We start from the raw sequence: 21268 nt of genomic DNA on the forward strand, positions 1-21268 counted from the left end.
CCATGGCCGGCCGCCGCACGCTCGTCTTCGCCGCCGCCGGTGCGGTCGCCGCCCTCGTCTACTTCGGTGCCTCCGAGTTCCTTGCCGGGGTGCTCGGAGGCGCCTCGGCGCCGCTGCTCGTCTTCGGGCAGACGCTCATCCCGCTCATGCCGACGGTCCTCATCAAGGCCGCCATCGCGGTGTTCGGGACGCACGACAAACTCGCCCTCATCATCACAATCGCTGCCGTCGGCGTCGGCGGCGGCGGCCTCATCGGTCTGCTCGGGCGCACCCGACGCGGCCTCTCACTCGTCCTCCTCGCCGGCCTCGGTGTCCTCCCGATCGTCCTGCTCGTCACGACGGGCGGAACGCTGCTCGACGTCGCTCCCGCGCTCGGCGGCGTGCTCCTCGGGTGCGCGGTCTACCTCGGGCTGCTGCGCCTCGGCGCTCCGGAGGCGGCCCCGGGCGTACCCGCGCCGGAGCACACACACCTCGTCGGGGTCGGCACCGGCGGGACCGGACTGTCCGAGCCGGCGTCGCCCGCCGTCGACCCATCCACCGCCGCCGGTCCGGATCGGCGGATGTTCTTCGGCATCGCTGCGGGTCTGAGCGCTCTCGGCATCGCCGCCATCGCCGCCGGCCAGTCCGCGGCGGTGCTCGCACGGAATGCGGCAGGCACGGTCACCCGGCTCGTCCTGCCCCGCCCGGCCGCCTCGGCGCCTCCGATCTCCGACGGTGCCGACTTCGACGTCGAGGACCTCGCCCCGATCGTCACCCCGAATGCGGAGTTCTACCGCATCGACACGGCCCTCGTCCCGCCCGCGGTCGCCGCGGATTCGTGGTCGCTGCGCATCCACGGCATGGTCGACCGGGAGGTCACGGTGACGATGGAGGAGCTGCTCGCTCTCCCGCTCGAAGAGCACTATGTGACGCTGACCTGCGTGTCGAACGAGGTCGGCGGCGACCTCATCGGGAACGCGAAATGGCTGGGGTACCCGGTCCGCGAACTCCTCGCCCGGGCCGGTCCGCAGGCAGGCGCCGACATGGTGCTGTCGGGGTCCGATGACGGCTTCACCGCCTCGACGCCGCTCGAGGTCCTCACCGACGACCGTGCCGCGCTGCTGGCCGTGGGGATGAACGGGTCGCCCCTGCCGCGCGACCACGGGTTTCCCGCCCGCCTCGTCGTGCCCGGGCTCTACGGGTTCGTGTCAGCGACGAAATGGGTGACGAGTCTCGAGGTCACACGGTTCGCCGACAAGCAGGCGTACTGGACGACGCGCGGGTGGTCGACCCACGGACCCGTGCTCGTGGCCTCCCGCGTCGACGTGCCCCGGGCGGGGTCGACCGTGGCGGCACAGGACGGTCGCGTCGTCACCGCGGGCATGGCGTGGGCGCAGCACTCCGGGATCGCACAGGTGCAGGTGCGCATCGACAACGGCGAGTGGAACACTGCCGAGCTCAGTGAGGAGCTCACCGTCGACACGTGGCGGCAGTGGAGGTTCGTCTTCACCGGAGTCGCACCCGGGTCGCACACGGTGACGGTGCGGGCGACGGACAAGGACGGCAACGTCCAGATCTCCGACCGCAGGCCGGCGATCCCCGGCAGCGCGACTGGACTGCACGACCGGGATTTCCGCGTCGCCTAGGGCATCAGCCGGTGGCGTGGCTGCGGGCGAAGTCGACGTACCAGTCGACGATCGTCGGGTCGACCGCCGTCGTGCGGTTGACGGCCGCGGGGTCACCGCCCTGGATGACGCGCTTGATCGGCACCTCCATCGTCTTGCCCGTCCGCGTCTTCGGGATGCCGGGGGCTGCGATGATCTCATCGGGCACGTAGCGCGGGGACAGGCGGGTGCGGATCGCCTCGGTGATCGCCGACCTCAGGTCGGCGTCGACGTCCGTGCCCGGACGGGGCACGACGAAGAGCGGCATGTAGTAACCGCCACCGGGCAGTTCGGCACCGAGGACCATCGATTCGGCGACACCGGGCACCTGGTCGACGACATGGGTGATGTCGGCCGAGCCCATGCGGATGCCGCCGCGATTGATCGTCGCATCCGACCGGCCGTGGATGACGTATCCGCCGCCGGGGATCTTCGTCGCCCAATCGCCCTGTCGCCACAGGCCCGCGAAGTCGTCGAAGTACGCCGCCCGGTACTTCGCCCCGTCCGGGTCGTTCCAGAACATCACGGGCATCGAGGGCATGGGGGCGGCGATGACGAGCTCACCGACCTCTCCCTCGACGCTCTGCCCGTCGCCGTCGACGATGCGGGCGTCGACGCCGAGGTAGGGGCCCTGCAGTTCGCCGAGCCACACCGCCCCGAGCGGGTTCGACCCGAGGATGCCTGAGGCGACGTCCGTGCCGCCGGAGTCGGAGCCGACGAGCATGTCGGCCCTGATCGCCTCGTACGCCCAGGTCCAGGTCTCCGCCGGCAGGGGAGAGCCGGTCGAGATGATCGTGCGCAGGGAGGAGAAGTCGAGGTCGTCCTTCGGCACCACCCCGGCGCGGGCACCGATCGAGAGGACCGCGGCGCCTGCGCAGAAGAGGGTCGCACGCTCGGCGCTGCAGATGGCCAGGTGTCGATCCGGTCGCTGCCAGGTCGGGGCGCCGTCGTAGGTGATGATCGTGGCCCCGCGCATCATCGCGTCGATCATGAGGTTCCAGACCATCCACGTCGTCGAGACCGCGAAGTGGACGCGGTCGCCGGGGCGGACGTCGTACTGGAGGGCATTGGCCTTGAGCGATTCGAGGACGACGCCGCCGTGGGAGTGGACGATGCCCTTGGGCCGACCGGTCGTGCCGGAGGAGTAGAGCACCCAGAGCGGATGGGAGAAGTCGACCCGCACATACTGCGGCTGCGCCTCCTCGGCGATGATCTCGCTCCAACGTGCGCTCGGAACCGTGAGGGACGCGGTGTCCGCGTCGCTGCCGGGGCCTCCGTTCGCCTCGTGGTCGTCGGCGGCCGGCGGTGTGAGGGTGTCGATGAGGATGTGCTGGCGCACGGTCGGCAGGGCCTCGAGGATGGCCGGCAGCTGGGCCAGCTGGTCGCGGTGAGCCCCGCCGAATTCGTGGGAGTCGACGGTGAAGAGGACGCGCGGTTCGATCTGGGCGAAGCGGTCGGCGATGCCGTCGACCCCGAAGTCGGTGTTGACGACCGACCAGATCGCCCCGAGGCTCGCCGTCGCGAGCAGGGCGACCGGGGTCTGGGCGATGGCGGGCAGCACCGCGCACACGGTGTCGCCGGGGCCGACGCCGAGGCGGCGCAGATGGGCGGCGAGCGAGGCGACCTGGGCGCGCAGCTGCGCCCACGTCAGGGTCTCCCGCGCCCCGGTTTCGTGGAGGCCGACGACCGCCTCGGCGTCCGGGGTCTCTTCGGCCTGCCGGAGCAGGTTCTCCGCGTAGTTGAGGGCGGCATCGGGGAACCAGCGGGTCGCGGAGATCGACTCGCCCTCGCGGACGGGACCGGTGCCGCGTTCGCCGATGACGTCGAAGTGGGACCAGATGGCCTCCCAGAACTCGTCGAGGTGGGAGACGCTCCAGGCGTGGAGGTCGGCGTAGTCGCTCGTCTCCACCCCGTGCGTGTCGGCGAGCCAGGTCATGAACGCCCGGAGCTGCGAGTCCTCGACGCGCTGCGGGCTCGGCTGCCAGAGTTCGGTCCTGTCCATGCGTGACTCCCATCGGTCGGTCAAGACGATCGAGCACGATTCCTGACCGCAGAGGCCGTCGCACCGCGCTGAGCTGGTTCCATCTTGTCACGACGAGGGGCGGGTGAAGCGCAGGCTCGGGTTGGGCGGTAGTGTCGCTGACACAGACGCGCAGCGCGGAGCATGGTCTCCGACTGCTGCGCTCCGTCCCGCGTCACAAAGAGGTGGTTCTCGTGTTCGGTCTGCCGACGACGACCGTCGTCATCATCTTCGGCATCCCCGCGCTCTGGGTGGTCTACACCCTCGTCTTCGTGTTCCTCTCACGCCGCTGGGGTGCTGAGGACGCCGCCGGCGGCGCACCCGGTCCCCTCACCGACGGACCGGGCGGCCCCACCGGCACGGGCGGCCTGGGGCATGGAACCGGAGACCGGTCATGAATATCGAAACCTGGTTCCTCATCATCTATTTCATCGCCATGGCCGGAATCGGCGTGTGGACGGTGCGCATCGGGTCGCAGGGATCGGAAGGCTACCTCCTCGGTGGGCGCAGCCTGGGACCGGCGGTCACGGCTCTGCGACTCCAGTCCTCATCGATGTCGGGGTACATGTTCCTCGGCGCCGGGTCGCTCGGCTACACGCAGGGGTACTTCTCGCTGTGGTACGCGATGGGGGACATCGGCGGCGGAGTGCTCAACCTCTCGATCCTTGGCCGGCGGATGCGCAAGCTCTCCCAGATCCTCGGTTCGCTGACGTCGATCGGCTATCTCGAACAGAGGTACCCGTCGAAGTGGATCCGGTTGATTGCCGCCCCCATCGCCCTGTTCTGCATCTTCTTCTACGTCATGAGCCAGTTCATCGCCGGTGGTCGCGGCCTCGAGATGGTCACCGGGATTCCGTACGCGTGGGCCCTCCTCGTCGCCGTCGGCGTCATCGTCTTCTACACCTTCCTCGGCGGGTACCTCGCGGTCGCCTATACGGACTTCGTCCAGGCGATCATCATGTGCGTGGGCATGGTGTGGATTCTCATCGGCACGCTCCAGGCCGTCGGCGGGTTCACCGCCGGCAATGAGGCGGTCGGCGAGATCAATCCGAATCTGCTCACGATGTGGGGCCCCGGCGGCTACGCCGATGTCCAATGGGGCGTCATCGTCGGCGCTGTGCTCGTCTTCTCGATCGGGTACATGGGGTGGCCGCACGTCAACGTCAGCCACATGGCGATGAAGAAGCCGTCGGTGGCGCGGGCCGCGAGCCTCTACGCGACCGGATTCAACCTGCTCTTCATCCCCGCGCCCTACATCGTCGGCATCATGGCGCTCGTCATCCTGCCGGGCCTCGACAATCCGGAACTCGCCGTGTTCCAGGTCGCCGATGCCGTGCTGCCGAGCTTCGCCGTCGGCATCGTCATGGCCGGCATCATGGCCGCGATCATGTCGACCGCCGATGCCCTGCTGCTGCAGTCCGGGACGATCGCCAGTCAGGACCTCTTCCAGCGCTTCGTCAAACGAGACATGAGCGAGCGCGCTTCTGTGTGGGTCTCACGCTTCACCGTCCTCATTCTCGCCGCGGTCGGCTATGTCGTGGCGGTGGGCGATCCGCCCGCCGTCGCCGAGGTGGTCATCTTCTCCACGACCGTGCTCGGTGCCGCGTTCGTCCCCGTCTACGTCGCCGCCGCGTGGTGGAAGAAGGCGAATGTGCCCGGGGCGATCGCTTCGATGGTCGCCGGCACCGTGTCGTCGGTGGGGTGGCAGCTCAGCGGACTCGTCGACGTCACCGGCATCGACCCGATGGGTGTCGGGATCGTGACCTCGACCCTGGCGATCATCGTCGTTTCCCTGGCCACGCAGCGGTCATATCCGGTGCCCGCGCACATCGTCGAAGCGCTCGAGGAGACGGCGAAGATCGGACCGATTCCCGCACGGATGCTCACCGGGCAGAACGACGCGCTCTCCTCTCAGGTGCCCAAGGATGCGTGATCCGACGTCGTCTGCCGACTCCGCCGACCAGCCACCGAACCCAATGCGAGGGCCCGAACTCGACGAGGACGGGTCCGACGCGATCGAGTCCGGTGACGGTCGTCGATCCGCTCGAATCCTTCGGTTGACGGCCCCGGTCACTGCCGCCGAGGCGGTCGCGGTGTTCCGACGCAAGCTCCCTGGTGCGGAGGCTGAGGCCAGAGCCGAGGTCCACCCGTTCTGGTGGTGTGCGATCGGCGTGCGGACTCGCGGCAATTTCTCTCGGCGGGGACAGCCAGCCCACGGTGGCATCGTCCACGTCCTCGTCAACGCCGCAACGGGGAGAGCCGCAATTGCCGACTTCAGTCCGCGGACCGAACCGTTGACGATTTCGGATCGGCACAGCGCTTCAGCCTGGTCCCACCTCGTCGGCGACGACGCCGGTCGGGCCGACGCCGAGCGCGCCGCGCGCAACCTGGTGCGCACCAGCGTGACGCGGACCGTCAAGCTGGGCATGCGCATCGAGCTCGAACAGGCGGGACAGGCCGAGTTCGTGCTCAAACCGAATTGGCTGGTCACAGGCGCGAATTCGACGCACACCGCAACGTTTCTCGTCGACGGTCTCGACGCGTCGCACTACATCGTGCGGGTTGCGAAGCGGTGACCGCGGGAGCGCCGCACCTCGCGACACCCACCGGTCGTGAGGTGCGCGAATTCGGGAGCACACCCGAAGTCGCCGACCGCGTACGGGAAATACGGAATATACGGTAATGTACGGTCGAGAGTGAAGACCTATCGTCACACCCACCTGGGGGTCCCGATGACCATTGTCATCCCGCCGTCGTCGGCGGCCAACGAGGAGTCGCCGTATCGGCCCGGATTCGGCACGACACCGCCTGTGGCGGTCGGTCGCCAACCGGAGGTCAACGCGTTCGCGCGGGCGCTCGATCAGCGCGGCGGCACGGGACGCACCGTGTTCGTCACCGGCCAGCGCGGTGTCGGCAAGACGGTGCTGCTCAACATCTTCGAAGACGTCGCGGAGTCACGGCAATGGCTGACCGTCCGGGAACAGGCGTCGCCGGGATTCGTCTCCCGGCTCACGCAGGCCCGGCTGCCCGAAGCGCTCGAGGCCCACGACGCCCATGAGACGACGAAGTCGAAGATCGTCGGCTTCACGCTGCCCGGGGGTGCCGGTGGTCTGACCACCCGGACCGAGACGACGAGCGCCCTGCAGCCGGACTTCCGACACCACCTCATGTCCGTCCTCGAGATCCTCGACGCCCACGGCACCGGGCTCGTCATCGCCCTCGACGAGGTGCACCGGTCGAACCTCGACGAGTTCCGGGCCGTCACCGACGCCGTGGCGTATGCGATGTCCCAGGAGGCCCCGCTCGCGTTCGTCGCCGCGGGCCTGCCGGCGAGCATCGACACGATCGTCAACGACGAGGTCTCGACCTTCCTCCGCCGGGCCGACCGGATCAACCTCGGCAGCTTCTCCGCTGAGGACACGACACTCGCCCTCCGGCTTCCCGCGGAGGAGGCAGGGAAGGACTTCGACGAGGAGGCCCTCGACCTCGGCACGCAGGTCTCGCTCGGCTACCCGTACATGGTCCAGATCATCGGCGATCTGGCCTGGCGGGCGGCCGGAGAGGCCGACCGCATCACCCGCGCCGACGTCGAATCGGTCGTCGACGAGGCCAAGCAGATCCTCATCCAGCAGATCTACGAACCGACGCTCGCCGCACTCACCCCCGGGGCGCGGAAGTACCTGTCAGCGATGGCCGACGACGAGGACGTCTCGCACACCGGGGAGATCGCCGACCGCCTCGGCGCGAAGAAGCAGACCGCCAACGACTACCGCCGCATGCTCCTCGCCCACGGGGTCATCGAGGCGCCGGCGCACGGGATCGTGCGCATCGTCATTCCGCACTTCCGGGAGTACGTGCGCGACCGCACCGGGGACAGCTGACCGTCAGTGCCCGCGACGGGCGGGTCGGTGCGGGCACCAGGGCTCCAGGTGGGCGCCCCGACACCGAGGCGGTCGGCACTCAGCCCCAGGCCTTGGCGTCCGTGACGCAGAACGGATGACCGGCGGGGTCGAGGAGGACGACCCACGTGTCCCCGGGCTGCGGATCGGCCCGGGTGGCGCCGAGCTCGACGATCTTCGCGGCCGCAGCCTCGACGTCGTCGGCGGCGAGGTCGAAGTGGAACTGCTTGCGTCCATCGTCGGGCCAGTCGGGTCGCTGGTAGTCGGGGATCGTCCCGATGCCGAGCGCATTCGACGGCCCGGTGAGCATCGCATAGTTCTCGTCGGAATAGGAGATCGGCCAACCGAGGACCGCCGACCAGAATTCGCCGAGTGACGCGGCGTCCGGAGCGTCGAGGGTGACCATCGCGAGCGCCGCGACGGGGGCCTGGGAGGTGTCGGTCGGGGTCGAGTTCGTCTCTGTGTCAGTCATGTCTGCCATTCTGGTGTCATGGACGACGACGTCGCTAGGAAAAATCCGCCAAGTGCGGCGTCCGGCGCGCTCGCCTTCGGGCCTGCGAACCGACCGCCGGATCACTGGCTCGGGCGGGTGCTGCGCCCGAGGGAACTCCTCGATCACGCGCGCTACGCCACCGCGGTGCCCGATGAGGCGCTCAGCCCGTGGGTGGAGCGCTACTGGTCGGTGACATGGGATCTCGGGCCGGGGGAGCGGTACCGGGCGACGACGGTGTCGGAGCCGGCGGTCAACCTCACCTCCGAGTGGGGTCGGCTGCGGCGCGCCGATACACCGGGGCCGGGGATGTGGGTGACCGGTCCGGTGACGCGGACGTGCTTCGACGTCGGACTGTCCGGCCGCGGCGGGGTCGTCGGGGTGAAGTTCCGCCTCGGTGGGACGCTCGCCTTCGCCCGGGAGCGACCGGCGAGCATCCGCGATACAACGGTCCCTGCGGCGCAGTGGTTTCCCGGCATCGATGAGGATCTCGAGGTGCCGCAGGCTCTGCCCGCCGCCGCCGAGGTGCTCGACCGTTGGCTGCTCGCGCGCGGTCCCGTGGTCACGGACGGGTACGCCCGGGTCCGTCGCGCGCTCGCCCTCATGGCCGATCCCGCAATGACGAACCTCGGCAGGCTCGCCGCGGGCATGGCGATGAGCGAGCGCAGTCTGCAGCGTCTCTTCCTCGACCACTGCGGGGTCGGCGTCAAGCGGATCCTCATCAAAGCGCGGGTGAGCGACGCGGTGGCCGCACTCGATCGCGGGTGGGACGGCCCGCTCGGTGACTTGGCGAACGAGTTGGGCTGGTTCGACCAGTCGCACTTCACCACCGACTTCCTCCGCCACACCGGTTACCGGCCCGCCGAGTACGCGGCGGCATCGACGCGTCAGGCACCACAGACTGGGGCCGGCCGCGGAGAGGAGGTCCGTCTGTGAGCTCAGAGCCCTGATTCGAGCGTCCGCGACGGTGACCCCAGCCCGAGCGCCCGGTTCGTGGCGGCGGTGCTCGACGCCACGGCCTCGGCGTCCCAGGAATCTCGCTCGAGATCGGGAATCGCCCGTCCCAGCGTCGCCTTCCACCGGCGGCGCCACGGCGCCGGGAACGCGCGGCGCAGCAGATCGACCATGATCGGCACCGCCGTCGACGCACCGGGCGAGGCACCGAGGAGTCCGGCGATCGACCCATCGGCGGTCACGACGAGCTCGGTGCCCTGCTGGAGCACACCGATCCGCTGCGGATCCGGGGTGACGAGCTGGGCGCGCTGGCCGGCGGGGATGAGCTCCCATTCGTTCTGCCTCGCCCGCGGATAGTAGCGGCGCACCTGCGCGAACTTCCGCGCCGGGCTCGCGGCAAGCTGGCCGATGAGGTACCGGACGAGGCCGAGATTCTGCAGACCGGCAGCGGCGATGACATGGAGGTTGTCGGGACGCAGCGTCGTGAAGAAGTCACTGAGCCGGCCGTTCTTGAGCAGCTTCGTGCTGAAGGTCGCGAACGGTCCGAACAGCAGGTGCTCCTCGCCGTCGATGATGCGCTTGTCGAGGTGCGGCACGGACATCGGCGGAGCGCCGACCTCGGCCTGGCCGTAGACCTTCGCGTCGTGGCGGCGGACGACCGACGGCGTCGAACACCGGTAGAACGCCGCCCCGACCGGCAGCACCGCATACCCTCTGACCTCAGGGATTCTCCCTTTCTGCAGCAGGCGCAGGGCATAGCCGCCAGCCCCGACGAACACCGTGCCGGCGCGCAGCGAGAAGCGACGCGACCCTCCACCGGAGTCCGTGGGGTGCGCAGTGCCGGTGACGACCCAGCCTTCGCCGTCGCGGCGCAGCCCGGTGACCTCGTGCCCGGTGAGCACCTCGCCGGCCGCGTCGTGCCGGTCCCGCGTGTTCCCATCGGTCCCGGTGAACACTGCCGTCAGCGCTGTCGTCAATGCTCCGAAGTCGATGTCGGTGCCCCGCGGTGACCGGGCAGCGGCCATCGGCTCGTCCCCGGATTCTCTGCCGTCCATGGTCAGCGGCGCCCACTCGGCGATGACCTCGGGGTCCTCGGTGAACTCCATGTCGGCGAAGAGCGGATCGGTGCGCAGCGTCGCCACGCGCGTGCGCAGATAGTCGACGTCACGGTCACCGAAGACGAGATTGACGTGGGCCGCGGAGTGGATGAAGTCGGATGGGTCGATGAGACCCGCCTCGGCGAGGAAGGACCACCACTGGCGGCTGAGCTGGAACTGCTCGGCGATCGCCGCGGGCTTCCGTCCGTCCTGCGGATCGGGCATGTAGTTGAGCTCGCAGAACCCCGAGTGCCCGGTCCCGGCGTTGTTCCACGGATCGCTGCTCTCCGCGGCGATGGCGGAGGCCTTCTCGAGCATGACGATGCGCCATGTCGGTTCGAGGACGGCGAGCATCGAGCCGAGCGTCGCCGACATGATGCCGCCGCCGATGAGGACGACGTCGGCGGCGACGAGATCGGCGGTCGAGTCCGACCGAGTGCGGGTGGTCATCGTGGGCTCCTCGTGGTCGAGCGTGAGAACGGGCGGTGGGTTCTCCTCCACGATGCGCCCGTGCAGAATCATCCGTCCAATGAGCAGATCGATGGGTATGATCCGAATATGGATGAATTGGTCGATGCGCTCTTCCCGCAGCTGCGGGCCCTCGTCGAACTCGCCGATCAGGACGGCCATATGACCGATGCCGCTGCCGCGCTCGGGGTTCCCCAGTCGACGATGAGCCGACGCATCCACGGTCTCGAGCGTCACCTCGGCGTGCCGCTCATCGTGCCCGCGGGGCGCGCGGTCGTCCTCACCGCGCAGGCGCGGACCCTCGTCGCAGAGATCCGCAGGCCCCTGGCGGAGATCGGCGGGGCTGTCACCGACCTCGCCGAGGCGGCCGATCCCGACCGCGGCGTCATCCGGTTCGGCTTCCCGCTGACGATGGGTGCCGGGGTCATCCCCGACCTGCTCGCGGCCTTCAGTGCCGAGCATCCCGGCATCCGCCTCGACCTCAAGCAGGCCCACGGCGCCGTGCTCGTCGACGACCTGCGCAGTGGTCTGCTCGACGCGGCGATCATCATTCCGCCGCCGCGGCAGCTGCCCCACGAAGTGCTTGCGAGCCAGCTCATCGTCGCTGTCGTCCCCACCGGACACCGCCTGGCGAACCGGAGAACCGTGTCGCTGACCGAACTCGCCGAGGAGCGCTTCATCGCGAATCCCGAGTCCTACAACCTCCGCACCCTCACCGATGCGTGGTGCCTGCAGGCCGGTTTCGCGCCCCAGGTGAAGACCGAGGTCACCGAGTTCTCGACGATCCGCGAGTTCGTCAGCCGGGGCATGGGCGTGGCTCTCCTGCCGCGCAGCGTCCGCCCCGTCGACGGCCTCGCCGAGGTGGCCCTTCGCGGTTCGGGCTATGTGCGCGAGGTCGCCCTCGTCACCGCGGTGCGCCGACCCAGCCGGGTCGTCCAACGTCTCCACGACTTCATCGTCGACCGCGCAGGGGAGTGGACGGTCGCCGACGGGATCCGCCGGCCCTCCTAGCTGCGCCACTCCTTCGACCCGCTCACTGCACGGAACGAGCGGACGAGAGCGAGCGTCGCCGGGGACTGAACGCGTTCAGCGAGCTTGGCGAGCACGATCCGCCGCGGGGCGGGATTGCCGCGCAGGGCGACGACCTTGACGTCGGGCCCATGCGATCGCACCGCCAGGCGCGGTGCGATCGCGACGCCGAGCCCGGCGGCGACCATCCCGAGGAGTTCGGGGTAGTCATAGGCCTCGAAGACGACGCGCGGGTCGAACCCGGCGTCCCGGCAGATCCGGCTGAGCACCGAGGCGACCGGATGCGACGAGCGGGTGATCCACGGATCGCTCGCCACCTCCTCGAGCTCGACGATGCGGCGGCGGGCGAGCCGGTGGGTGGCCGGCAGCAGCAGCATCGTCGGCTCCCGGACCAGCGTCGTCTGGACGGGGATGTCGGCGCTGATCGGCGCCCATGGATAGTCCCACAGCGTCGCGAGGTCGACCTCCCGTCGCTCGAGCGCCTCGGCGATCCGGTCGAGTCGATAGCTCTTGACGGTCACCTCGATGTCGGGATGGAGGTCATGGAAGTGGAGGAGGACCTTCGGCATGATCGAGGCGGCGAACGTCGGGAACGTCGCGATTCTCACCTCACCGCGATCGAGCTGCGCGAACGCCGCCATATCGTTCTTCGCCGCGGCAAGCGCATTGTCGATCGTCATCGCATGCGCGCAGAGCTTGATGCCGGCATCGGTGAGCCGCATGCCCTTGGGATGCCGAACGACGAGCGGAAGCCCGACCTCGCGTTCGAGTTTGCTCATCTGCTGGGAGACCGCCGAGGTCGACAGGGCCAGTTCGTCGGCCGCCGCGGAGAGGCTGCCTGTCCGATAGACGAGAAGCAGGAGGAGAAGCCGGTCGACGTTATACGGCGCTGAACTCATGGTTTAAGAATAGCTTAGATCAAGTCAACTAAGTATTGATTGAACTTAATCAGCACCCGTGACACCTTGATTCCCATGCATCGCTGCAGTCCCCGCACTGCAGACGAACAGCCGAACAAACAGTTGCCGGCACCGCAGCCGGGTCGAGACGAATCGAGGACATCCAGGTGGACAGCCAACTCCACGGACAGTGGTACCGAGGCGGCACATCGAAGTGCTGGCTCTTCTCCGGCGACGAGATGCCGGCCGACCGCGCGCAGATCGCACTCGCCCTCACCGCGGCCTTCGGCTCCGGTGACGACCGCCAGCTCAACGGCATCGGCGGGGCGTCGTCGACGACGTCGAAGGCGGCGATCATCTCGCCCTCGGCGATCCCCGGCATCGACATCAGCTACCTCTTCGCCCAGGTGGGCATCGGGGCGACCGCCGTCGAATTCACCTCGAACTGCGGCAACTGCGCCTCGGCCGTCGCTCTCTACGCGATCCAGAACGGACTCGTCCGCCCCACCGGGGACCGCACGAGCGTGCGCATGATCAATGAGAACACCCGCTCGGTGCTCGTCGCCGAGGTGGCCACCCCTGACCGCCGGATCCCGACCGACGGCGTCGAGACCATTCCCGGCAGCGCGATGCCCGGCGTGCCCGTCAACGTCTTCTTCGACAACGTCGACGGCGTCTCGACCGGGGAGCTCCTGCCGCTCGGTCAGGCGACGACGGCGCTCGACGTCGGCACCCGCACGGTGACGGTCAGTGCGATCGACGCCGGGGCGCCGGCCTGCTTCGTCGCAGCAGATTCCCTGGGCATGACCGGCACGGAGACCCTGCCCGAGGTGCGTCTGCGGGTGCCGGAGCTGCTCGCCGTGCGCACCGCGGCCTCCCCGGCGATGGGGCTGAGCGTCGAGGGGGAGGAGGTCAGCCCCGCCGTGCCGAAGATCGGCATCGTCGCCGCCCCGCAGGACTACGTGACGTCGACGGGGGAGCGGATCGCCGCCGGCGACTGCGACATCCTCGTCCGGATGGTCTCGATGTTCGATCCGCACCCGGCGATCGGCATCACCTCGGCGATCGCCGTCGCCCGCGACGCCTTCGTCGAAGGCAGCCTCGTCCACGACATCCTCGGCGCCGACCACCCCATGCGGGACACTCCCACCGACGACGACCGGGAGGTGAGCATCCGCATCGGCACCCCCGCCGGTGTCGTCGCCTGCCGCGTCCAGCTCGACGCCGCCGGCCGGGTCATGCGCCTCGGCGTGCGGCGGGTGGCCCGCCGGATCGCCAACGCAGCCATCGACCTCCCCGACGTCGACATCGCCCTGCCGCTCGTCGGCTGAGGCCAGCACCGGAGGTGGGCCCGCACCCGCACGATACCGCCGCCCCAGCACCAGCGACACCCGTCGCACACACGGTGACCGACGCGGCCACCTCGGCGCCCAGAGCCCGGACCGACCGGACAGCGCCCAGCAAGTTCAGGCACGATCACACTGACAATGAAGTTGGAGGACACCTCATGACCCTCGTGCAGATTCTCATCCTCGTCGTACTGGTGGTGATGTTCATCGCTGCCACGAAATGGCCGATCAACATCGGGATCATGGGGTTCGTCGGCGCCTTCGTCTTCGGCACCTTTGTCTTCGGGATGGATGACAAGGAGATCCTCGAAGAGTTCCCGGCGAGCATCGTGCTCACGATCGTCGGCGTGACCTTCTTCTTCAGCATGGCCCAGCGCAACGGGACCATCAAGATCCTCGTCGACCTCGCGGTCAGGGCGGTGCGCGGGAGACTCGGCATCGTGCCGTGGATCTTCTTCGGCATCGCCTCGATCCTCACCTCGCTCGGCACCTTCTCCCCGGCCGCCGTCGCCCTGCTCGCCCCCGCCGCCATGGGCTTCAGCGCGGCCTCGGGCTACAGCGGAGTCGTCATGGGCGCGATGATCATCAACGGCGCCCACGCCGGGGCCTTCTCCCCGATCTCGGTCTCGGGCATCATCGTCCGCGACATCGCGAAGGAGAACGGGTTCGAGATCCACACGGGCGCGCTCTTCCTCGCCTCCTATGTCATCAACGTCATCGTCACGATCCTCACCGTCATCGTCATGAAGGCCCTCGGCCGGCTGCGCACCACCCCCGAACCCGAGGCCGTCACTGACGGCACGGACGACAACCTCGGCGCGGGCAGCAGCGGACCCGGCACGGGACGCGACGGCAGTGCGGGTCCCGGTCAGACGGACGGGGGCGGCGGTCTCGCCCTCAAGGCACCGGAGCAGGTGCGGACGTCGACCCTGACCCCGCAGGTGTGGCTGACGCTCGGACTCATCGGGGTCATGGTCATCGGCGCGGTCGGCTTCGAACTGCCCATCGGCTTCCTCGGCCTCACGTGCGGTCTCGTCCTCGCCTTCACCTCGATGCGCCATGCGGACACGTTCGTCTCCGGGATCTCATGGTCGACGGTGCTCCTCGTGTCGGGAATGATCGTCTACATCAGCCTCCTGACCAAGGCCGGAGTCATCGATTCGCTCTCGACGATGGCGGTGGCGCTCGGCGTGCCCCTGCTCGTCGCCGTCGTCCTCTGCTACGTCATCGGCATCAGCTCGGCCTTCGCCTCCTCGACGGCCCTGCTCACCGCGTTCATCCCGCTGTCGATCCCGCTGCTCGAGCAGAGCGATCTCAGCGCGACCGCGGTGATGGCGGCGCTGGCGATCTCGGCGACGATCGTCGACGTCTCCCCGTTCTCGACCAACGGCGCTCTCATCATCGCCAATGCCAAGGGCACGGCGGCGAGGACGATCTGGCGCGACCTCATCATCTACGGGGCGATCGTCGTCGCCCTTGCCCCGCTGCTCACGTGGCTGCTCCTCGTCGTCACCGGCATCATGTGACGCGCAGACGCCGCCGTCACCTGGCATCGCACTGCCCGTGCTGATCCCCTGGGACGGCGCAGCGGCCCGGAGGGGTCCGACCGAACGGTCGGGCCCCTCCTCCCGTCCCGCCGCCTCATTTCCCGCCACCTCGGCCATTGCGCCGGCAATCGCCGAGGTGGCGGGACGGGAGCCGCGCCCGGTCATGACGTGCGTCACTGTCCGTGTCAGGCCCGTCCCGTAGCCTCGGGAGCGTACATAGGATTGAGGCAGACGTGAGGAGGGAGACCGATGAGATTCATCGCCACCGGGGACTGGCAGCTGGGCATGACGGCCCACTTCCTCAGCGCCGAGGCGCGCCCCCGCTACCAGCGCGCCCGGCTCGACGCGATCCGCCGGATCGGTGAGCTCGCGACCGCGCGCGAGGTCGACTTCGTCCTCGTCTGCGGGGACGTCTTCGAATCCAATCAGCTCGACCGGGCCATCGTCTCCCGCACCTTCGACGTCCTCGCCGACTTCACGGTGCCCGTCGTCCTCCTCCCCGGCAACCACGATCCCCTCGATGCGTCCTCGATCTACGACTCCCCGTCGTTCGTCTCCCGGCAGCCGGCCGGGGTCCGGGTCCTCCGGGACTCCACCCCCACCGAGGTGGTCCCCGGCGTCGAGGTCGTCGGGGCTCCGTGGTTCTCGAAGCGACCGCTGACCGATCTCGTCGCCGCGGCCACGAAGAACCTCGCCGAGGTGCCCGCCGGGCAGGTGCGCATCATCGCCGGCCATGGTGCCGTGAGCTCGCTCGACCCCGACCGCGATTCGCTGGCGACCATCGACGAGGCGGGGCTGGAGAAACTGCTGAGGGAGGACCGTGCGCAGTTCGTCGCCCTCGGCGACCGGCACGCCACCTACTCTGCGGCCGAGCGGATCTGGTACCCCGGGTCACCCGAAGTGACCTCGCGGCGCGAGGATGATCCCGGCAACGTCCTCCTCGTCGACATCGACAAGGAGACCCACGCCGTCGACGTCGAGAAGATCCCCGTCGGGCAGTGGACGTTCACGGTCATCGAGGCCGATGTCGACTCCGACGACGATGTCGCTGCCCTGGAGACCCGCCTCGGGCAGATCCCGGAGAAGGATCGGACCGCGGTGTGGCTCATCCTCCGCGGCACCCTGTCGACGGCAGCGAAGGCCCGCCTCGACGAAGTGCTCGACCATGCCGGGGATCTCTTCGCACTCGTGTCCGTGTGGGAGCGGCATTCGGACATCGCCGTGGTCGCCGCCGATGAGGACTTCGCCGGGCTCGGGCTGAGCGGGTACCTTGAGGATTCACTCGATGAGCTCGCCGCACGCGCCACCGCGGACGACGCCGCGGCCCTCACGGCGCAGGACGCTCTGGGCCTCCTCTACCGATTTGCGAGGAGCGGAGCATGAGACTGCACTCGATCCGACTGCGGAACTATCGCGGCATCACCGACGCGAGGGTGGAGTTCTCCAACGGCGTGACGATCGTCGAGGGCCCCAACGAAGTGGGCAAGTCCTCGATCCATGAGGCGATCACCCACCTGAGGGAGGACAAGGCAAGTTCGAAGAAGGCGAGCATCAAGGACCTCCAGCCCATCGGCGTCGACGCGGGCCCCGAGGTCGAACTCCACCTGACCAGCGGCGACGTCGAGATGACGTACGCGAAACGGTGGCTGCGCAGCCAGTCGACGACACTGTCGATCCTCCGTCCGCACCCCGAGCAGCTCTCCGGCGATGAGGCCCATGAGCGCTTCGCAGCGATCCTCGCCGACACCGTCGACGTCGACCTCCTCGTCGCCCTCGACGTCGCGCAGGGAGAGAGCCTCGCACAGGCGCCGATGGCCCAGATCAGCGCCCTGCAGTCGGCGCTCGGGGAGACGGGCGTCGAGGTCGCCGACCACGATGCGTTCCTCGAGAGGGTCGACGCCGAATACGCGAAGCACTTCACGAAGTCGGGCCGGCCGACGGGGGAGTACGGTGAGCTGCAGAAAGCCGTGCCCCAGGCGCGTGAAGCACTCGCGTCCCTCGTCGACCGCAGCGAGAGCCTCGATGCGCTCGTCGACCGGCATGCGCGGGCAACGGCCCGACTCGAGTCCGTCCGGGATGGGCTGGCCCGGGCGCTGAGCGAACGCGAGGACGCCGACGCTGCGTTCGCCGCCGTCGCCGAGCTGCGCACCGCGGTCGACGCGGCCGAGGATCGCGCCGAGGCGGCCCGACGGGAGTCCGCGCTCGCCGCCGATGCGGTGGAGCGGCGCACGACCCTCCTCGCCGAAGCCACTGCCGCCGAGACAGCGGTCCGGACAGCGCAGACCGCTGCGGCCGATCTCGAATCCTCGCACGCGGAGAGGGAAGCTGCGTTCGAGGACGCCAAGCAGCTCCTCGGGGAGAAGCGGTCTGCGCTGGTCGACGCCCGGGAGCAGACGAAGAATGCCGCCCGCGATGTGGCACGCGCGAGGGCCCGCGGCGAGGTCACCGCGCTGAGGACTCGACTCGACGAGATCCGGACGCTCGAGGACAAGCGGAGCCGGGCACGGGCGGTCGTCGGGTCGATCGCTGTCACCACCGCCGATGTCGACCGTCTGGTCGGGCTCGGCACCGAGGTGCGCATCGCGACCGGCGCGAAGCGGTCGGCGGCCGCACAGGTGCGAGTCACCCGCCTCGGAGAGATCCCCATCGCCGTCGACGGCGTCGACATCGCCGCCGAGGAGACGGGCGAGGCCGCCGTCGTCGACGATGTGCGCATCGCCATCGAGGGCGTCGCCGATATCACCGTGAGCCCGGGAGCCTCCCCGGTCGACCTCGATCGTGCCGTGACGACTGCCGAACGTGCGCTCACCGCCGAGATGGAGCGCCTCGGTGTCGAGTCACTCGACCAGGCGCGGGCGCAGGCGAATCGCCGAGCGGATGCCGAGGCGATCGTCACCGAGACGACGGCGACGCTGACGGCGGTGCTCGGGCGGGACAAACGTGACGACCTCGATGCGAAGCTCGCGCGCGCCGAGGCGCTCATCGCCGGTGATAACGGCAGCACGGAGGACGCCCACGACAAGGCCGCCCGTGACGACCGGAGCGCCGACGGTGTCGCGTCCGTCGACGAGCTCGAGGAGATCGTGGCGGAGGCCGAAGCAGCGGCGGACGCGGCGCAGACAGCGGTCGCCGAGGCCGAAGCCGACCTCGAGCGCACCCGCGCCGTCCGTGACGATTCGCGGGTCGACACGGTGCGTGCGCAGACGACGCTGCAGGAGGCTCGGACGCAGTCTGAGCGGTTGCAGGCGGCGGTGGCCGCCGCGCAGGCCGACCACTCCGATGAGAGTCTCGACGCTGCCCGGAATGCGGCTGGGACACGGGCTGAGGAGGCCGAGGCGGCGTTCGGCGAGGCGAGAGCGGCCTATGAGGCGGCCGATCCTGAGACGCTTGAGGCCCGGCGCGACAACGCCCGCAAGGTCGTCGCCGACAACGAGGCGCAGCAGACTGCGGATCGGCAGGAGGTCGACCAGCTCACGGCGCTCATCGACGATCGCCTCAGTGAGGGCATCTTCGAGAAGGTCGAGGCGGCACGGGAGTCGCTCGAGACGGCGGAGGCGAGACTTGCCAGGGTCGAGCGGAGTGCGCAGGCGATCGCGCTGCTGCGCTCGACGGTCTATGCGCACAAGGCCGAAGCCCAGCGGAAGTATGTGGCGCCGTTCAAGGAGCAGATCGAGCGGCTGGGCCGGATGGTCTTCGGACCGACCTTCGCTGTCGAGGTCTCCGAGGACCTCGAGATCGCCTCACGGACGCTCGACGGCACGACCGTGCCCTTCGACTCGCTCTCGGGCGGAACGAAGGAGCAGCTCTCCCTCATCGGGCGCCTCGCTGTGGCCGCCCTCGTCGATCCGCGGACCGGTGCCCCGGTCATCCTCGACGATGCGTTCGGGTTCGCCGACCCCGAGAGGCTTTCCGCCCTCAACGTCATCCTCGGCCGGATCGGCGAGACCGCGCAGGTCGTGCTGCTCACCTGCCAGCCCGACCGGTTCGCCCGTGTCGGCGGGGCGTCCCGGGTGAGCCTGGGGTAGGTCGGTGGGGCCGGGTCGGTGCGATCTGGGGGTCGGCCCGGACATGGGATCAGCCGGCTGCGGCTCCACGGTCGCCTGAGGCTGCCTCCGTGGCCGCCTGCGCCGCCTCGGCGGCATCGGCGCGGATCGTGCGGCGCAGGATCTTGCCCGAACTCGTCTTCGGCAGCTCGTCGACGAACGTTACCTGGTGCGGAGCCTTGAACGAGGCGAGACGGTCACGGCAGTAGGCGATGATCTCCTCACGCGTCGCCTCGGCGCCGGGCTGCAGGGTGACGAACGCGGCGACGTCCTCACCGCGGTACTCGTCGGGAACACCGACGACGGCAGCCTCCTGAATCGCCGGATGGGTGTAGAGGACGTCCTCGACCTCACGCGGCCACACCTTGTAGCCGGAGGCGTTGATCATGTCCTTCTTCCGGTCGACGATGAACAGCCACCCGTCCTCGTTCATGTAGCCGACATCCCCGGTGCGCAGCTCTCCGGCCGGGATCTGATCGGACGTGGCCGTGGGGTTGTTGATGTACTCCGAGGCCACCTCGGGGCCCGAGATCGCGACCTCGCCGAGTTCGCCCGGGCCCACCGGCTCACCGGAGTCGTCGAGGATCCGCACCATCGTGTCCGGCTGGGGGAGTCCGCATGAGAGGTTGCCGCTGTCGGGATCGACCGGGGCCTGCAATCCGTACGGCACGCTGACCGCCTGCCCCATCGTCTCCGTCAGCCCGTACCCCTGGCCGATGTCGATGCCGAGCTTCTCCTTGAACTTCGTGACGAGTCCCTCGGGCAGTGGCGCGCCTCCGGACATGACGCGCTTGAATGAGGAGAAATGGTCAGCGGTGACGGCGGGGTGGGCGAGCATCGCCGTGTAGACGGTGGCCGGTCCCGCCATGTACGTCGGCCGCTCCCTGACGATGAGTCCGAGGAACGACTCCGGTTCGAACCGGTAGTTGAGGATGAGGCGCGCGCCACCGGAGACCGCGGCGATGAACTGGCAGATGAACCCGGTGATGTGGAAGATCGGGGCGAGTGTGAGGTAGCCGTCGCCGGGTTCGAACCACGAATTGCGCATGTTGTAGCGGGAGTTGCTCGAGACCGCCGCGTGCGTGCCCGATGCTCCCTTCGACCGACCCGAGGTTCCTGAGGTGTAGACGACGAGTGCTTCGTCCTCGGGCGCGACGTCGACGGGTGTGAAGTCCGAATCGAGGTAGGCGCCGACGACGGCTTGGAAGTCCGGCCCGCCGAGGTGGTCCGGCGCACCCGGTTCCGGACTGACCCCGGGGGTTCCGGGAAGGGCGTCGAACATCCCGAAGAGCTTCTCGGGACCGTCGACCTGGTAGCTGCGGTCATCGGCGAGCACGATGGTGGGAATGTCCGCGGCAAAGGGCCGGACGCGATCGAGATAGGCCGCCTTCGACACGACGAGCGCTCTGACCTCGGCGTCGGAGAACACGTGCTCGAGTTCCCCGCGGTACATCGGATTGAGGGGAACGACGACACCGCCGGCCTTCCAGATCCCATAGGTCGCGATCATGAAGGCCGGGGTGTTCTGGTCGTAGATGCCCACCCGGTCCCCGGGTGCGATGCCCTGGTCGCTGAGGTAGGCGGCGAACGCTGTCGAATACCGGTCGAACTCCGCCCAGGTCGGTGCGAACCCGAAGTACGTCAGCGCCACCTCGTCGCCGTGCGCCGCGACGGTTGCCGCGAGGTCCCGCAGCGTCGTCGACGTATCGAGGACGTGCGGGGTCGGGGCGATGTCGCCCCACGTCGTCATCCACGGTCGAGTATCGAACCAAGAGCTCATCGCGTCATCGCCTCCAGCGTCGTCGGCGGTCGCGCACGCGCATCGTCGGT

16 protein-coding genes are annotated in these 21268 nt (G+C 69.1%); 11 read left to right on the forward strand and 5 right to left on the reverse strand.

All coding sequences use genetic code 11. The features are described 5' to 3' along the window. Nucleotides 1–2 precede the first annotated feature (2 nt). A complete protein-coding gene (locus FJ887_RS15530; protein ID WP_137824243.1) occupies nucleotides 3–1625 on the forward strand; it encodes a molybdopterin-dependent oxidoreductase in 1623 nt (540 codons plus the stop codon). A 4-nt stretch (nucleotides 1626–1629) separates the two neighbouring features. Here FJ887_RS15530 and FJ887_RS15535 read toward each other — a convergent pair whose 3' ends face one another. Next, on the reverse strand, nucleotides 1630–3645 hold the full coding sequence (locus FJ887_RS15535) for an acetoacetate--CoA ligase (protein WP_137824242.1): 2016 nt from the start codon (nucleotides 3643–3645) through the stop codon (nucleotides 1630–1632). 203 nt (nucleotides 3646–3848) lie between these two features. On the opposite strand from FJ887_RS15535, the gene FJ887_RS15540 reads away from it, so the two are divergent. The 4 genes from FJ887_RS15540 (at nucleotide 3849) to FJ887_RS15555 (ending at nucleotide 7544) form a co-directional block, all read left to right on the forward strand. Further along, nucleotides 3849–4061, forward strand: coding sequence for a hypothetical protein (locus FJ887_RS15540; RefSeq protein WP_137824241.1), 213 nt, complete (start codon nucleotides 3849–3851; stop codon nucleotides 4059–4061). Beyond that, on the forward strand, nucleotides 4058–5596 hold the full coding sequence (locus tag FJ887_RS15545; protein WP_137824240.1) for a sodium/proline symporter: 1539 nt from the start codon (nucleotides 4058–4060) through the stop codon (nucleotides 5594–5596). The genes FJ887_RS15540 and FJ887_RS15545 overlap by 4 nt, the downstream gene beginning before the upstream one ends. A gap of 238 nt (nucleotides 5597–5834) precedes the next feature. Then, nucleotides 5835–6239 carry a hypothetical protein gene (locus FJ887_RS15550; RefSeq protein ID WP_137824239.1) on the forward strand — a complete coding sequence of 135 codons (405 nt, stop codon included), beginning with the start codon at nucleotides 5835–5837 and terminating at the stop codon, nucleotides 6237–6239. A 156-nt stretch (nucleotides 6240–6395) separates the two neighbouring features. Beyond that, complete coding sequence (locus FJ887_RS15555; protein ID WP_137824238.1) at nucleotides 6396–7544, forward strand: DUF8462 domain-containing protein; 1149 nt, start codon at nucleotides 6396–6398, stop codon at nucleotides 7542–7544. Between the two features lie 79 nt (nucleotides 7545–7623). On the opposite strand, the gene FJ887_RS15560 is transcribed toward FJ887_RS15555, so the two are convergent. Then, the gene (locus FJ887_RS15560; protein WP_232623537.1) at nucleotides 7624–8034 is read right to left on the reverse strand and encodes a VOC family protein; all 411 of its coding nucleotides are present in this window, start codon (nucleotides 8032–8034) and stop codon (nucleotides 7624–7626) included. An 18-nt stretch (nucleotides 8035–8052) separates the two neighbouring features. Here FJ887_RS15560 and FJ887_RS15565 point away from each other — a divergent pair, with 18 nt between their 5' ends. After that, nucleotides 8053–8988 carry a helix-turn-helix transcriptional regulator gene (locus FJ887_RS15565; protein WP_137824236.1) on the forward strand — a complete coding sequence of 312 codons (936 nt, stop codon included), beginning with the start codon at nucleotides 8053–8055 and terminating at the stop codon, nucleotides 8986–8988. Nucleotides 8989–8990: 2 nt separating this feature from the next. On the opposite strand, the gene FJ887_RS15570 is transcribed toward FJ887_RS15565, so the two are convergent. Continuing rightward, entirely contained in the window at nucleotides 8991–10553 is a 1563-nt protein-coding gene (locus tag FJ887_RS15570) for a malate:quinone oxidoreductase (protein WP_137824235.1), read from the reverse strand. Between the two features lie 108 nt (nucleotides 10554–10661). On the opposite strand from FJ887_RS15570, the gene FJ887_RS15575 reads away from it, so the two are divergent. Next, nucleotides 10662–11582: a LysR family transcriptional regulator gene (locus FJ887_RS15575; RefSeq protein ID WP_137824234.1), complete on the forward strand. Its 921-nt coding sequence runs from the start codon at nucleotides 10662–10664 to the stop codon at nucleotides 11580–11582. Here the strand turns inward: FJ887_RS15575 and FJ887_RS15580 are convergent. Continuing rightward, nucleotides 11579–12499: a LysR family transcriptional regulator gene (locus FJ887_RS15580; protein ID WP_137824233.1), complete on the reverse strand. Its 921-nt coding sequence runs from the start codon at nucleotides 12497–12499 to the stop codon at nucleotides 11579–11581. The genes FJ887_RS15575 and FJ887_RS15580 overlap by 4 nt on opposite strands. Before the next feature lie 167 nt (nucleotides 12500–12666). On the opposite strand from FJ887_RS15580, the gene FJ887_RS15585 reads away from it, so the two are divergent. From FJ887_RS15585 to FJ887_RS15600, 4 genes are all read left to right on the forward strand, one after another. Next, nucleotides 12667–13830 (forward strand): PrpF domain-containing protein, encoded by a 1164-nt coding sequence (locus FJ887_RS15585; RefSeq protein ID WP_212743271.1) that lies wholly within the window; start codon nucleotides 12667–12669, stop codon nucleotides 13828–13830. 176 nt (nucleotides 13831–14006) lie between these two features. Next, a complete protein-coding gene (locus FJ887_RS15590; protein ID WP_137824232.1) occupies nucleotides 14007–15374 on the forward strand; it encodes an SLC13 family permease in 1368 nt (455 codons plus the stop codon). Nucleotides 15375–15644: 270 nt separating this feature from the next. Further along, nucleotides 15645–16778, forward strand: a complete 1134-nt coding sequence (locus FJ887_RS15595; RefSeq protein ID WP_137824231.1) for a metallophosphoesterase family protein — start codon at nucleotides 15645–15647, stop codon at nucleotides 16776–16778. Then, the gene (locus FJ887_RS15600; protein ID WP_137824230.1) at nucleotides 16775–19420 is read left to right on the forward strand and encodes an AAA family ATPase; all 2646 of its coding nucleotides are present in this window, start codon (nucleotides 16775–16777) and stop codon (nucleotides 19418–19420) included. Before FJ887_RS15595 ends, FJ887_RS15600 begins: the two co-directional genes overlap by 4 nt. 49 nt (nucleotides 19421–19469) lie before the next feature. Here the strand turns inward: FJ887_RS15600 and FJ887_RS15605 are convergent, their stop codons facing one another. Continuing rightward, on the reverse strand, nucleotides 19470–21218 hold the full coding sequence (locus FJ887_RS15605; protein WP_137824229.1) for a class I adenylate-forming enzyme family protein: 1749 nt from the start codon (nucleotides 21216–21218) through the stop codon (nucleotides 19470–19472). Nucleotides 21219–21268: the final 50 nt, after the last annotated feature.

Source organism: Brevibacterium sp. XM4083 (genome assembly GCF_006489205.2).
GTDB lineage: Bacteria > Actinomycetota > Actinomycetes > Actinomycetales > Brevibacteriaceae > Brevibacterium.

Excerpts from the sequence above, each read along its gene's own strand:
- FJ887_RS15530 (WP_137824243.1), top strand. The coding sequence starts at position 3 with ATGGCCGGCCGCCGCACGCTCGTCTTCGCCGCCGCCGGTGCGGTCGCC.
- FJ887_RS15535 (WP_137824242.1), bottom strand. The coding sequence starts at position 3,645 with ATGGACAGGACCGAACTCTGGCAGCCGAGCCCGCAGCGCGTCGAGGAC.
- FJ887_RS15545 (WP_137824240.1), top strand. The coding sequence starts at position 4,058 with ATGAATATCGAAACCTGGTTCCTCATCATCTATTTCATCGCCATGGCC.
- FJ887_RS15555 (WP_137824238.1), top strand. The coding sequence starts at position 6,396 with ATGACCATTGTCATCCCGCCGTCGTCGGCGGCCAACGAGGAGTCGCCG.
- FJ887_RS15560 (WP_232623537.1), bottom strand. The coding sequence starts at position 8,034 with ATGACTGACACAGAGACGAACTCGACCCCGACCGACACCTCCCAGGCC.
- FJ887_RS15565 (WP_137824236.1), top strand. The coding sequence starts at position 8,053 with ATGGACGACGACGTCGCTAGGAAAAATCCGCCAAGTGCGGCGTCCGGC.
- FJ887_RS15570 (WP_137824235.1), bottom strand. The coding sequence starts at position 10,553 with ATGACCACCCGCACTCGGTCGGACTCGACCGCCGATCTCGTCGCCGCC.
- FJ887_RS15575 (WP_137824234.1), top strand. The coding sequence starts at position 10,662 with ATGGATGAATTGGTCGATGCGCTCTTCCCGCAGCTGCGGGCCCTCGTC.
- FJ887_RS15580 (WP_137824233.1), bottom strand. The coding sequence starts at position 12,499 with ATGAGTTCAGCGCCGTATAACGTCGACCGGCTTCTCCTCCTGCTTCTC.
- FJ887_RS15590 (WP_137824232.1), top strand. The coding sequence starts at position 14,007 with ATGACCCTCGTGCAGATTCTCATCCTCGTCGTACTGGTGGTGATGTTC.
- FJ887_RS15595 (WP_137824231.1), top strand. The coding sequence starts at position 15,645 with ATGAGATTCATCGCCACCGGGGACTGGCAGCTGGGCATGACGGCCCAC.
- FJ887_RS15600 (WP_137824230.1), top strand. The coding sequence starts at position 16,775 with ATGAGACTGCACTCGATCCGACTGCGGAACTATCGCGGCATCACCGAC.
- FJ887_RS15605 (WP_137824229.1), bottom strand. The coding sequence starts at position 21,218 with ATGAGCTCTTGGTTCGATACTCGACCGTGGATGACGACGTGGGGCGAC.